The 12,102-nt window shown below is 67.0% G+C and carries 13 protein-coding genes, 1 tRNA gene and 1 pseudogene; 3 read left to right on the top strand and 12 right to left on the bottom strand.

Features of this window, described 5'->3' with window-relative positions; translation table 11 throughout:
- Nucleotides 1-636 precede the first annotated feature (636 nt).
- Nucleotides 637-1,590: a glycosidase gene (locus tag ASE59_RS14960; protein ID WP_156360104.1), complete on the bottom strand. Its 954-nt coding sequence runs from the start codon at nucleotides 1,588-1,590 to the stop codon at nucleotides 637-639.
- Nucleotides 1,587-2,354 carry an SDR family oxidoreductase gene (locus ASE59_RS14955; protein ID WP_235515800.1) on the bottom strand — a complete coding sequence of 256 codons (768 nt, stop codon included), beginning with the start codon at nucleotides 2,352-2,354 and terminating at the stop codon, nucleotides 1,587-1,589. The genes ASE59_RS14960 and ASE59_RS14955 overlap by 4 nt, the downstream gene beginning before the upstream one ends.
- A 211-nt stretch (nucleotides 2,355-2,565) precedes the next feature.
- Here ASE59_RS14955 and nadC point away from each other — a divergent pair, with 211 nt between their 5' ends.
- Genes nadC through ASE59_RS14940 form a run of 3 tightly spaced genes read left to right on the top strand, consistent with a single transcriptional unit; the run spans nucleotide 2,566 to nucleotide 4,592 of the window.
- Nucleotides 2,566-3,408, top strand: a complete 843-nt coding sequence (gene nadC, locus ASE59_RS14950) for a carboxylating nicotinate-nucleotide diphosphorylase (RefSeq protein ID WP_056457953.1) — start codon at nucleotides 2,566-2,568, stop codon at nucleotides 3,406-3,408.
- Nucleotides 3,409-3,441: 33 nt separating this feature from the next.
- Nucleotides 3,442-3,876: a hypothetical protein gene (locus tag ASE59_RS14945; RefSeq protein ID WP_056457950.1), complete on the top strand. Its 435-nt coding sequence runs from the start codon at nucleotides 3,442-3,444 to the stop codon at nucleotides 3,874-3,876.
- Complete coding sequence (locus tag ASE59_RS14940; RefSeq protein ID WP_056457948.1) at nucleotides 3,873-4,592, top strand: ribonuclease T2 family protein; 720 nt, start codon at nucleotides 3,873-3,875, stop codon at nucleotides 4,590-4,592. Before ASE59_RS14945 ends, ASE59_RS14940 begins: the two co-directional genes overlap by 4 nt.
- On the opposite strand, the gene ASE59_RS14935 is transcribed toward ASE59_RS14940, so the two are convergent.
- The 10 genes and pseudogenes from ASE59_RS14935 to ASE59_RS14890 all read right to left on the bottom strand — a co-directional run.
- Nucleotides 4,593-5,018 (bottom strand): DUF4112 domain-containing protein, encoded by a 426-nt coding sequence (locus tag ASE59_RS14935; RefSeq protein ID WP_082458493.1) that lies wholly within the window; start codon nucleotides 5,016-5,018, stop codon nucleotides 4,593-4,595.
- Between the two features lie 5 nt (nucleotides 5,019-5,023).
- The gene (locus ASE59_RS14930) at nucleotides 5,024-6,415 is read right to left on the bottom strand and encodes an ABC transporter substrate-binding protein (protein ID WP_056457944.1); all 1,392 of its coding nucleotides are present in this window, start codon (nucleotides 6,413-6,415) and stop codon (nucleotides 5,024-5,026) included.
- Nucleotides 6,416-6,457: 42 nt separating this feature from the next.
- A tRNA-Leu gene (locus ASE59_RS14925) sits at nucleotides 6,458-6,543 on the bottom strand.
- A gap of 51 nt (nucleotides 6,544-6,594) precedes the next feature.
- Nucleotides 6,595-7,470: a 3-hydroxyisobutyrate dehydrogenase gene (gene mmsB / locus ASE59_RS14920; RefSeq protein WP_056457939.1), complete on the bottom strand. Its 876-nt coding sequence runs from the start codon at nucleotides 7,468-7,470 to the stop codon at nucleotides 6,595-6,597.
- A gap of 11 nt (nucleotides 7,471-7,481) precedes the next feature.
- A complete protein-coding gene (locus ASE59_RS14915) occupies nucleotides 7,482-8,258 on the bottom strand; it encodes an enoyl-CoA hydratase (protein WP_056457936.1) in 777 nt (258 codons plus the stop codon).
- Nucleotides 8,259-8,270: 12 nt separating this feature from the next.
- Entirely contained in the window at nucleotides 8,271-9,305 is a 1,035-nt protein-coding gene (locus ASE59_RS14910; RefSeq protein WP_056457933.1) for an enoyl-CoA hydratase/isomerase family protein, read from the bottom strand.
- A 139-nt stretch (nucleotides 9,306-9,444) separates the two neighbouring features.
- A complete protein-coding gene (locus ASE59_RS14905; RefSeq protein ID WP_056457930.1) occupies nucleotides 9,445-10,584 on the bottom strand; it encodes an acyl-CoA dehydrogenase family protein in 1,140 nt (379 codons plus the stop codon).
- Nucleotides 10,581-10,976: a RidA family protein gene (locus ASE59_RS14900; protein WP_056457927.1), complete on the bottom strand. Its 396-nt coding sequence runs from the start codon at nucleotides 10,974-10,976 to the stop codon at nucleotides 10,581-10,583. The genes ASE59_RS14905 and ASE59_RS14900 overlap by 4 nt, the downstream gene beginning before the upstream one ends.
- Entirely contained in the window at nucleotides 10,973-11,890 is a 918-nt protein-coding gene (locus tag ASE59_RS14895) for a polysaccharide deacetylase family protein (RefSeq protein ID WP_056457924.1), read from the bottom strand. Before ASE59_RS14895 ends, ASE59_RS14900 begins: the two co-directional genes overlap by 4 nt.
- Nucleotides 11,891-11,894: 4 nt before the next feature.
- Nucleotides 11,895-12,102 (bottom strand): annotated as a pseudogene (locus tag ASE59_RS14890) (methylmalonate-semialdehyde dehydrogenase (CoA acylating)); the annotation flags it as partial.

The following is a 12,102-nucleotide window of genomic DNA, read 5'->3' as shown; positions in this document are numbered from 1 at the left end:
AGCTCGTCAGGCTCATAACCTGAAGGTCACAGGTTCAAATCCTGTCCCCGCAACCAAACTCACTCGTCGCACCCCGGTAGCTCCCGCTCCCGGGGTGTTTTTACGTCTGCCCACCTGGCTGATCGTCAGCATCGCCGCCATGTCACCGGTCATCCCCACTTCAAACACGCCATCAACCGAGGTCAGTACGACGCACTCGATCCACCCGGCTCGGTCGTTCCGCGATCGATGCCCGACCCCCGCCAATGCGGGGAAACGCATCCTCCGACCTCGCAATGGCGCACCCGTCCGGAACATCCCCGCGTTATCGGGGCTAACGGTCTTCCACCAATCTGCACCATCGTAATGTAGCCGGTGTTGCCCTGTGAATGACGACGACGCAGCCATTGGACAAATCGGCCCGCTTGCAAGGGTTGCGTTAAAAGGTCGCCGGACGTCGTTGGAAGGCTTTCAGGGGCAGAACTAGCCAGCCCTCCTGACGCAATCACGATGGCCCTCCCTGCCGACGCCATCGATCCACAACCAGACATAGTCGTTGGGGCAGTGCCGAACCCCGCCGGCCGGAATGCCCTTCCCGACAGGCTCCCAGCGAACGGGCCGATGGCTGGAACGCCCGCCAAAGCGTCGGCAGGGGCCTCAACTCCGTCGGATCAACGCCCTCGCCAGCTTGCGATCCTCCAGCGAGTAATAGAGCCAGATCGCGCCGTCCACGACCACTACCGATGCCGCGAATGCGATGTCCGTCGCGCTGCGGTCGTCCACCGGCGGCGGGGTGATCAGCGGCTCGATCCCCCGTGCCACCACGCGCGTATAGTCCGCATCGAACGCCACCCACCCGATCCGCCACCGCGCATCTCGCGTCGCGCCGTTGTAGAACATTACCGGCAGCGCCGGATCGTCGGTCAACAGCGGCCCGGTCGACAGATGCCAGTCGTCCCAGCTGTCGGCGCGTGGCATGAACGGCGTCGGCTGTTCGTCCCACGGTCCCGCCACATCCGCGCCGATCGCCATGCCGACCCGCGACGCCTGATCGGCGGCATATTCGTAGAACAGCCGCCAGCGCCCGTCGGGGGTACGGTCGATCGTCGCTTCCTTGGTATTGCCCTCCGACTTGGACGACGCCAGCGCCACCCCGCTCTTGGTCAGCCGGTCGAGCGACGGTCCGGTCGCATAGGACAGCTCGCCATGGGCATGATCGCCCAGCACCCCCGAATAATAGACGACATAGCGGTCGTCGCGGCGCACCACGGTCGGGTCTTCGACACCGCCGGCGTCATGCGCGTCCGGTCCCGGCACGATCGACGGTTCGGGCAGCATCGCGAAGTGGCGTCCGTCCTTGCTCCACCCGGTCCAGATCACTCCGGTATCGGTCATCCGCTCGCCCGGACGCGTGACGGCGCGGACCATCATCCCGAAGCGCCCGTCCGCCTCCTGCCAGACATAGGGACTCATCAGGTCGCGCGTCATCAGCGCGGGCGGACCGTCGAGCGTCACGTCCTCGATCCGGCGGACGTTGAAGTCCAGTTCGATCTCGTTATCGGCGACCACGTCCCTGCGGTGCGGATCGCCGATGTTGCCACCGCCGCTCATGCGCCGATCGCCTGCATCAGCGACAGCCCGCCATCGATCACGATCCGGGCGCCGGTGATGTAGCGGGCGCGGTCGCTGGCCAGGAACACCGCCAGATCGGCGACCTCCTCGGGATTTCCGGCGCGCTGCATCGGGATATTGTGTTCGAGCGTCGCACGATAGGTCGCATCCGCCTGCGCCCGCGCATTCATCGGCGTCAGGATCATGCCCGGTTCGATCGCGTTTATCCGGATGCCGCGCGCCGCCTCCTCGATCGCCAGCGTTTCGACGAGGTTGGTAAGCCCGCCCTTCGCCGCGCAATAATCCGCGCCGCCCGCGCGTACCGCATAGGCATGGATAGACGAGATGTGCAGGATCGCCGCATCGCCGTTCTTGTCGCCACGCCCGGTCAGGAACCGGCGCGAGGTCAGGAACGCGCCGGTCAGGTCGGTGTCGATCAGCCGCCGCCATTGGTCGAGCTTCATGTCGCGCACGGTGACGCCGGTCATGTTCAGCCCGGCCGAGTTGACCAGCACGTCCGCCGGCCCCCATTGGGCCTCGACCTGGGCAAAGGCGGCGTCGACCGACGCTTCGCCGTCAACATCGGCCTGGATGGTGATTGCTTCGCCCCCGCCCGTGCGGACCGCTGCTGCGCTGGCCTCGGCGCCTGCGGTGTCCGAATGATACAGCACCGCCACCCGGTCGCCCGCGCGCCCGAATGCCGCCGCGCACGCTGCGCCGATCCCCGATTCCGCGCCCGTCACCACCACCGTCCGTCCGCTCACATCGTCCTCCGATTTCGTTCGGGGAGGGAAACGATCGGCGCGGCGCTTGGCTTCATCGCTTTCCTACACTTTCGGATGACGTCATGCTGGCGAGCTTGCAGCGCCATCCGCAGTCGTCGTTCGGCCCTGCGCAATGTCGCGTACGTGTCACCTTCACCAACTTCGCCCTCCGTCCTATAGCCGCTCGACTTCCTCCTTGTCGGACAATGCCATGCTCCCCGGTTTCGACCTGCCTGCCTTCGTCGCCGCCACCCTGTCCGAGGATATGGGCGATGCCGGCGACATCACCGCCGCCGCCGTCATCCCCGCCGAGGCGGTCTTTGCCGGCGTGATGGACAGCCGCGACGCGATCATCGTCGCCGGCCTCGACATCGCCGCCGCCTTCTTCCGTCACCTCGACGGCCAAGTGGTTCTGGAACCGCTGGTTTCCGACGGCGACCGGGTCGCCCCCGGCACCGCCCTGCTCCGCCTGCGCGGCAATGCCCGTGCGCTGCTGACGGCCGAACGATCGGCGCTGAACACCGTCCAGCACCTCTCGGGCATCGCCACCCTCACCGCCCGCTATGTCGCGGAAATCGCGGGTACCGGCGCGACGCTGCTCGACACGCGCAAGACGATCCCCGGCCTGCGCCTCCTCGAGAAATACGCGACCCGCATGGGTGGCGCGACCAATCACCGCATGGGCCTGTGGGACGCGGCGATGATCAAGGACAATCACGTCGCGGTCGCCGGATCGGTCGGGGAGGCCACCGCGCGGGCCAAGGCGGCGGGCATCGAACGGATCATCGTCGAGGTCGATTCGCTGGGTCAGATCGAACCCGCGCTGGCGGCCGGCGCGACCCATTTGCTGCTCGACAACATGACCCCGCCGACCCTGCGCGAAGCCGTCGCGTTGATCGCCGGCCGCGTCCCCGCCGAAGCGTCGGGCGGCGTGAATCTTGATACGATCCGGGCGATTGCCGAAACCGGCGTGACCTATATCAGCGTCGGCCGCCTGACCCAGTCGGCGCCTGCCGCCGATATCGGGCTGGATTTCACCCTCGACGCGGCATAACCACGCCGCCAAGCGCTGCAACGGGGATACGCCATGCGTCCAGTTTCGATCGTCCGGTTCGACCGGCTCTACCTCGCCTCGATCGTCGTCGGGCTGATCGGCAATATCATCGAATGGCCGGTGACCATCGCTAGGCTGACCGAAAATCCGGATACCGCCGCACTGGGATCGGGTGCGGCGGTCGCCGCTGGCGGGATGATCGCGACCGGCGTGCTGATCGCGCTGCTGCTCTGGTTCTTCGCCGCCAAGCGCGCCAGCAACGTCGCGCGCTGGATCGTGACCGTCTTCACCGTCTTTGCGGTCGGCAGCCTGTTTATTGGCCTTGCCGGCAACGCGGTGATCGTCGACGCCGGCGGGATCCTCCGCATCCTTGCGGTCGCATTGCAGGCAGCGGCGACCTTCTTCCTGTTCGGCCCCGATGCGGCCGCATGCTTCGCGCCGTTCGACGCTGCGGAGGAAGACGCATGAAGCGGATCGCCCTGCCCCTCGCCGCCCTGCTGCTGCCCGCCGCCGGTCAGGCACAGACGCTGCAATGTTCGGTCCCGGCGCAGATCGAACGTCCCCGCCCCGACCTGCCCAGCCCGTCGCAGCCGCGCCGCGTCCTCCCGATCGGCAGCTATACGCTCGCCATCACCTGGAGCCCCGAATATTGCCGGACGCGCGCCGACGACCAGCGCAACGCCTTCCAATGCGGCGGCGGCAACCGCTTCGGCTTTACCCTCCACGGCCTGTGGCCCGATGGCGAGGGGAAGGACTGGCCGCAATATTGCACCTCGACCCCGATCCTGCCCGAACCGGTGATCGCCAAGAATCTGTGCGTGACCCCGTCGGCGCAGTTGCTCCAGCATGAATATGCGAAGCACGGCACCTGCATGGGCGTATCGCCCGCCGCCTATTTCGACGAATCGCGCAGCCTGTTCCAAAAACTGCGCTTCCCCAACATGATGGCGCTATCGCGGCGGCCGAACCTTACCGCCGGGCAGCTCGCCGCCGCCATCGCTCGCGCCAATCCGGGGGTCACCGCCCGATCGATGCGGATCACCACCAACAAGCGCGGCTGGCTGGATGAGGTCTGGCTCTGCCTCGACAAGCGTCGTCGCTACACCGCCTGCCCGGCGCATCAGGGCGGCGTGACGCCCGGCACCCGGATCAAAATCTGGCGCGGCGGGCGGCCGGCGGCGTAATCAGCCCTCGACCGTCGCCGTCGCCGGATGGTGATGGTCAAGATGCTTGCGGATGATGCGCAGATTGCGCGTGTTCGACCGGAAGAAGAAGTCGGGGACCGCCCCTACGATCGGGATCAGCCCCAGCGCCCAGTCGGTGCCGACATTGCCCGCCATCCGCGCCATCTGCCACCGCGACATGCCGAGGTTGCGCGCTTCCCACAGCATATAGCTGCCCACGGCCGCGCCGATGAAGCTGCCGACCACGGGGATGAAGTTCAGCAGGAAGTCGAGTCCGATCGGATGGTTGGTGCCGGGGATCGTCATCGACCGTTCCATCAGCCGCTCGATCGCCACCACGCGGCGGCGCACGGCGTCAGGGTTCTTGTCGAGATGTCCGGCGATCTGTTCGAACATTTCGGGGGAGATGCGGGTCGGCTTTGCCATACACCCTATCTGGTATCGCCGCGCAGATGGTTCAACGGATGCACGCCACGTGGGTTCGTCTGAAACCCGCGCAGCCGGGGTACGACCAGCGACCAGCGCCACGGCCGCGCTACGGCGACGAACGCGACATCCGCCGCCAGCGCCGCGTCCGCCGCTGCCAATCGCTGCGCGCGTTCGGGCAACGTCGTGGCGTCGCGCGCGGCGGCGATCAGCATCATCGCATCCGGCGCGCAGCCCCGGCACGCCGTCGCCAGATACCAGCGCGCGCTGTCATAGGGTGCGACCCGGTCGACCAGCGCAAGGTCGGCGGGCGCATCCATCCCGACCCGCTGCCCCCGCACCCCGATTCGCGCCAATGCCGCCGCCGTCCGTCCCCAAAGCAACGTCGCACCCGGCCCGTCGGGCAGCGCGACGCGCACCGTCACCGGCTGTCCCCATGCGGCGACCTGCGCACGCGCGGTCTGCCAGCGTTGCGCCTCGGTCAGGTTGCGCCATGGCGGCGATGCCGGATCGCTACCCGAATCGAACGCTTCGGGCAGGACGGTATCGGCGCCGGCCCAGTTCGCGTCGATCGCGGCCGTCAGGTTGGCGGTCTGGATAGCCATCGCCACCGCCGCGCGGTTGAGCGGCGCGGCCAGAAACCCGTAGCGCCCGACCATGGCGAAACCGAACAGCCCGCGCGCCGGATCGACGCGGATATCGGCCGGTCGCAGTCCCGCCGCAGCGACGATCGGCCAGTCGGCAAACGCGCCCCCCAGCACCAGATCGCTGCGTTTCTCGCGGAACCGCGCCACCGCCAGCGCCGCGCGCATGCCGTTCAGTCGCACTTCGTCGGCCGGAACCGGGGCCGGTGCATCGGGATCGACCGGCGCGCGCAGCCGCACCCCCTCCCCCGCCAGCCGCCGCATCGGCCCGCTGCCCTGCGCGCCGCGCATGACCGCCAGTTCGGGCTGCGCCAGCAGGGTCAGCAATTCGGTATTGGGTCTCTTGAGCCGGACCTCGATCACCTGCGGCGTCATCGCCACGATCTCGTCGATCGACCGCAGGAACGGGCTCAGTCGGTGCCCTGCCTCGACCCGCACCGTGCGGCGCAGGGCGGCTACGACCTGATCGGCGGTCACCGGCCGACCGTCGCTCCACGTCGCGTCGCCCAGCCGAAAGATATAACTGCGCCCGTCATCGACCATGTTCCAGCGCGCGGCGATCGCCGGCTCGACCTGTCCCGCCGCGTCGAAGCGTACCAGCCCCTGCGCCAGCGCACTGCGCAGCAACACCCGCTCGGTATTGCCGGTGCCGTTCTGCTCGATCGCATCGACCGCCACCGGCCGTTCATCCGCGCCCCGGTCGCACGCGGTAAGCGTGAGCAGCAAAGCGCCAAGAAACAGCAAGCGGGTCATGCGCCGCTCCATGCCATGAAAGGCGGGGCGGCGGCCAGCCCGTGGTACGGACGGCGGGACTTGAACCCGCACTCCCGATGGGAAGCGGATTTTAAGTCCGCTGCGTCTACCGATTTCGCCACGTCCGCGTGGGGGAAGCGGCGTTCCAAGCGGATCGGCGCTTCCCCGTCAAGCCGCTGCTATCGCAACGTCTGAATGATGCCGGAGAAATCGGTGCCGGCATGGCCATCTTCGACGAAGCGGGCGTAGAGTTCGGCTGCCCGGGCGCCCATCGGCGTATCCGCTCCCGCCCCTGCCGCCGCCTGCATGGCAAGGCGCAAATCCTTCAGCATCAGCGCGGCGGCGAACCCGCCCTGAAACCCGCGATCGGCCGGTGTTTCGGGACCGACGCCTGCCACCGGGCAATAGCTGGTCGTCGACCAGCATTGCCCCGAACTGACCGAGGAAATGTCGTAAAAGGTCTGCGCGTCCAGTCCCAGCTTCTCGGCCAGCGCGAACGCCTCGCACGTCGCGATCATCGATGCGCCGAGCAGCATGTTGTTGCACATCTTGGCCGCCTGCCCCGCACCGTTCGCACCGGCATGGATCACCGCCTTGCCCATGTCTTCCAGGAACGGCGCGGCCTTGGCGAATGCCGTCGGGCTGCCGCCGACCATGAAGGTCAGCGCCCCCGCATTCGCCGCAGCGATCCCGCCCGATACCGGCGCATCGACCGCCTGCAACCCTTTCGAACGGGCGGCTTCGGCGACCGCCTTCGCGGTATCGACGTCGATCGTCGAACAATCGATCAGCACCGCGCCGGTATCGACAACGTCGAACAGCGCGTCGGCATAGATTTGCGCGACGTGCGTGCCGGCAGGCAGCATCGTCACCACCGCCTGCGCACCCGTCGCTGCCTCGACCGCGTCGGCGACCGGCAGGCACCCCGCCGCCTTCGCCCGGGCGAGCGCGTCGGCGGACAAGTCGAAGGCGCGGACGTCATGCCCCACCTTCGCCAGATTGGCGGCCATGCCCCCGCCCATATTGCCAAGGCCGATGAAGCCGATCCGTGCCATGCTGGTTTCTCCTATCGCCCGGTCCAGTTGCCGGGCCGCTTTTCGACGAAGGCGGTCATGCCTTCCTTCTGATCGGCCGTGCCGAACAGGCCGTGGAACAGGCGCCTCTCGAACTGGACCCCTTGCGCCAAGGTAGTGTCGAAGGCGGCGTTAACCATTTCCTTGTTCGCCTTCACCGCCAGCGGTGCCATGGCGGCGATGGTCGCGGCGGTCTTCACCGCGTCTTCGACCAGATCGTCGGCGGGCACGATCCGCGCGACCAGGCCGCAGCGTTCGGCCTCCTCCGCGCCGATCATCCGTCCGGTCAGGCACATCTCCATCGCCTTCGCCTTGCCCACCGCGCGGGCGAGGCGCTGTGACCCGCCCATGCCGGGGGTGACGGCCAGCTTGATCTCGGGCTGACCGAACTTCGCGGTATCGGCGGCGAGGATGAAGTCGCACATCATCGCCAACTCGCATCCGCCGCCAAGTGCGAAGCCGGCAACGGCCGCGATGATCGGCTTGCGGGTGCGGGTGAACGCGTCCCAGCCGCCGAAATGGTCGCCGTCATACATGGCGGCGAAGTCCATTTCCTGCATCTCCTTGATATCCGCCCCGGCGGCGAAGGCCTTCGCCGATCCGGTGATGACCGCGCAGCCCTGTGTCGGGTCGGCATCGAAGGCGCGCATCGCATCCAGCAATTCCGACAGGATCTGCGCGTTGAGCGCGTTCAGCGCCTGCGGCCGGTTGAGCGTGACCAACGTCACCGCATCACGGCGTTCGACGAGAATGCTTTGGTAGTCGGGCATGCTATTCCCCAATCAATATGGCTGCCATTCGTCCGCTTCGCCGAGCGGCGCGAAGATGCGGTCGATCATATGATCGCTGATCGCGTCCGGTGTCGCCGGGTTCCATTTCGGCGCGTGATCCTTGTCGACAATCACCGCGCGCACCCCCTCGACGATATCGGGTCGCTGTACGATGCGGGTGACGACGGCATATTCCTGCCGCATCTCGTCCTCGAAGGTCGGCATGGTCGCACCGTCGAGCAGCAGTTTCAGCGACACCTTGCACGACAGGGGCGACCGCTGGCGCAGCGTCGCCAATTGTGTCTGCGCCCAGTCCGATCCATGGGCTTCGAGCGCGGACAGGATTTCCTCGAAATCGTCGCTCGCGAACAAGCGGTCGATCGCCTCGCGTTGTTGCAGGATCGCCGGCTCGCCCGGCGCGGTCGCATGATCGGACAGGATCGCGTCGGTCGCCATCGGATCGGCCGCGATCGCCGTCGTGATCGTATCGATCGCCGCCGCCGACACCAGATGCGTCGCAAGGCCGAGCGCCAGCATCTCGCTGCCGTCGATCCGCGCGCCGGTCAGCGCCAGATATGGGCCGATCCGTCCCGGCAACCGCGACAGATACCATCCGCCGCCGACATCGGGGAACAGCCCGATTGCGGTCTCGGGCATGGCGAAGCGCGTATTCTCGGTTGCAATGCGAACCTTACAGGGTTGCGAAATCCCGACCCCGCCGCCCATCGTCACCCCGTCCATGACGGCGATGGTCGGCTTGGCATAGGTGAACAGCCGGTGGTTCAGCCGATATTCGGTCGCGAAGAAGGCGCGTGCCGTAGCCCCATCGCCGGCGCTGCTGTCGGCGATCATGCGGATATCGCCGCCCGCGCAGAAGCCGCGTCCTTCGGCGTGATCGATCAGGATGGCATGGACGGCGGCGTCTTCGCGCCATGCTTCCAGCGCGGCGAGCATCGCCTCGCACATGTCGAGGTTGAGCGCGTGCAGGGCTTTGGGCCGGTTCAGCCGGATGCGGCCGAGATGGTTGTCGACAGAGGTGAGGATCATGCCAAATCCTCCCCGCTCGCGGGGAAAGGGACCAGCGAAGCTGGTGGAGGGGGAGCGCCGCAGTCGCAACCGTGGTGGAGCAGGACAGCCCCCTCCACCATGCTGCGCATGGTCCCCCTCCCCGTGCCGGGGAGGATTTTCATCGCACCAACTCCCTACCCACAATCATCCGCATCACCTGGTTCGTCCCCTCAAGGATCGAATGGACGCGCAGGTCGCGCCAGAAGCGTTCGATCGGATAGTCCATCACATAGCCATAGCCGCCATGGAGTTGCAGCGCCTGATCGACCACCTTCGATCCGGTATCGGTGGCGAAGCGTTTCGCCATCGCGGCGAAGCGCGTCTTGTCGGGAGCGTTCGCGGTCACCTTGGCAGCGGCGGTGTAGAGCAGCGCCCGCGCCGCCTCCAATTCCGTCGCCATGTCGGCCAGCGTGAACTGGGTGTTCTGGAAATCGGCGATCGGTTTACCGAATTGCTGCCGCGCCTTGGTATAGGCGATGGCTTCGTCGAGGCAGCGTTGCGCCCCTCCCAGCGAACAGGCGCCGATGTTCAACCGTCCACCGTCCAGCCCCTGCATCGCGATCGAAAACCCCTGTCCCTCGGTCCCGACCAGGTTGGCGGCGGGCACGCGGACGGAATCGAGGATCACCGCCCGCGTCGGCTGCGAATGCCAGCCAAGCTTGCGTTCGTTCGCGCCGAACGACACGCCGGGCATGTCGCGCTCGATCAACAGGCAGGAGATACCCTTCGGCCCCTCACCCCCGGTACGGACCATCACCAGATAGACGTCGTTGTCGCCCGCGCCAGAGATGAACTGCTTGGTGCCGGTCACGATATAGTCATCGCCGTCGCGCACCGCCTTGGTCTTCAGCGCCGCCGCGTCCGATCCCGACGACGGCTCGGTCAGGCAATAGCTGGCGAGCTTGTCCATCGTCACGAGGTCGGGGAGGAAGCGCGCCTTCAATTCGGCCGAACCGAATGCGTCGAGCATCCACGCCGCCATATTGTGGATCGAAATGAACGCGGATGTCGACGGACAGCCATAGGCCATCGCCTCCATGATCAGCGCCGATTCCATCCGCCCGAGGCCGATCCCGCCCGCCTCCTCGGAAACATAGATGGCGGCAAAGCCCAGTTCCGCCGCCTGTTTGATCGTGTCGCGCGGGAAGATATGCTTCTCGTCCCATTCGGCGGCATGGGGAGTGATCGCATCCGCGGTGAAGCGGCGGGCCAGTTCCTGAATCTCACGCTGGTCGTCGGTCAGATCGAACGGATTCACGCTTCACTCTCCACTATTGCTTCGGCCTCGATCTCCACCCGCCATTCGGGACGGAGCAGTGCTGCCACCACCAGCATCGTCGCGGTGGGCCGGACGGTGCCGAATACTCTTCCGTGCACCTGCCCCACCGCCTCGGCATCGGCCGGATCGATCAGGTACATGCGGGTGCGGACCACATCGTCGATCCGCCCGCCCAATTGCCCGATCGCCTGCGCGATGATCGCGAAGCAGCGCTCGGCCTGTGCTGCGGCGGCACCCGGCGTGCTGCTGCCATCCGGTTCGACCGGCGCGGTTCCCGACACGAGGATGCGCTCCCCTACCCGCACGGCGCGCGCGAAACCGATCGTCGCCTCATACGGCGAGGCCGAGGCGCTATGCCGCCGCGTCGTCATTGCGTCTCGTGCAGGACGCGCGCCCGGAACAGCGAATCCGCGATCGACAGGGTATTGCGTTCGTACCAGCGCGGCGCCGGTACGCCTTTCTGCCACGCAATCGCCTCGAGCAGATTACCCTGCGCCGATGGCGTGTCGGGGTGCAGCTTCGCAATCGGATCGCGATAGGCCGCATCGGCGGTCGCGATCGTCCAGCCCTTCGCCCGCAGCGCCGCGACCAAATCGGCGATCCAATAGGCGGCAAGGTCGGTCTCGTGCAGCAGCATCACCTGCACCGGCTGCCGCCCCAACGCCTTTTCAGCCAGACGTTCGGCGAACTCGGCGGATTCGACATGCGTCTTGACATACAGGTCGCGCAGGGCGTCCATGTCGATCGACGTGCCGGCCCTGCGCGCCTGCGCGGCGAGGTTCTCGATATTCCAGTCCGATCCGTCGACCGTGACATAGCCGTTCGACAGCCCGCGCGCGGCCAGTCCGGCGCGGACCGCATCGCGTTTCGCGTTATCGGTGCCGCCTTCGTCGAGGAACGGGAAGCGATACCATCGCCGCAAGCCCCGCCGCCCCTTCAGCCAATCCCCTGCCCTATCGATATCGGCCAGATAGGCATCGGCGGTCATCGACTTGAGCGCCGGATGACTGAAACTGTGATTGGCGATCACATGGCCCGCCGCGACATAGGCGGCGACCCGCTGCTCGCCGCCCGCACCGTCGGGCGCGGCGAGGTTGCCCGGCACGACGAAGAACGCCGCCTGCCGGACCTTCGCCTTGCGCAGGCCGGCGATTATGCGCGCGGTGCGTTCCTCGGGCGTCAGGAACGGCCCACGCGCACGCGGCGCATCGTCGAAGGTCAGCGCGATCCGTTTCTGCGCGGCGACCAGCAACGCCATCAGAACCGCCAGCAACCACCGCTTCATACGATCAGCCCATCGTCGGAATGACGAACGCGTCCTGCGTCCGGGCAGCGGCGCCATCCTCTGCCTGCGCACCCATGGCCGATCCATCGGGCCAGCGCTGGGTGATGGTCTTGACCTTGGTCCAGAAGCGCACGCCCTCTTCGCCATGCTGGTTCACGTCACCGAACGCGCTGCGCTTCCACCCGCCGAAGCTGTGATAGGCGACCGGGACC

Source organism: Sphingomonas sp. Leaf10, from assembly GCF_001421245.1.
GTDB lineage: Bacteria > Pseudomonadota > Alphaproteobacteria > Sphingomonadales > Sphingomonadaceae > Sphingomonas.
Note: the sequence above shows the minus strand (reverse complement) of the source record. Positions and strands in the feature narration are given on the sequence as shown.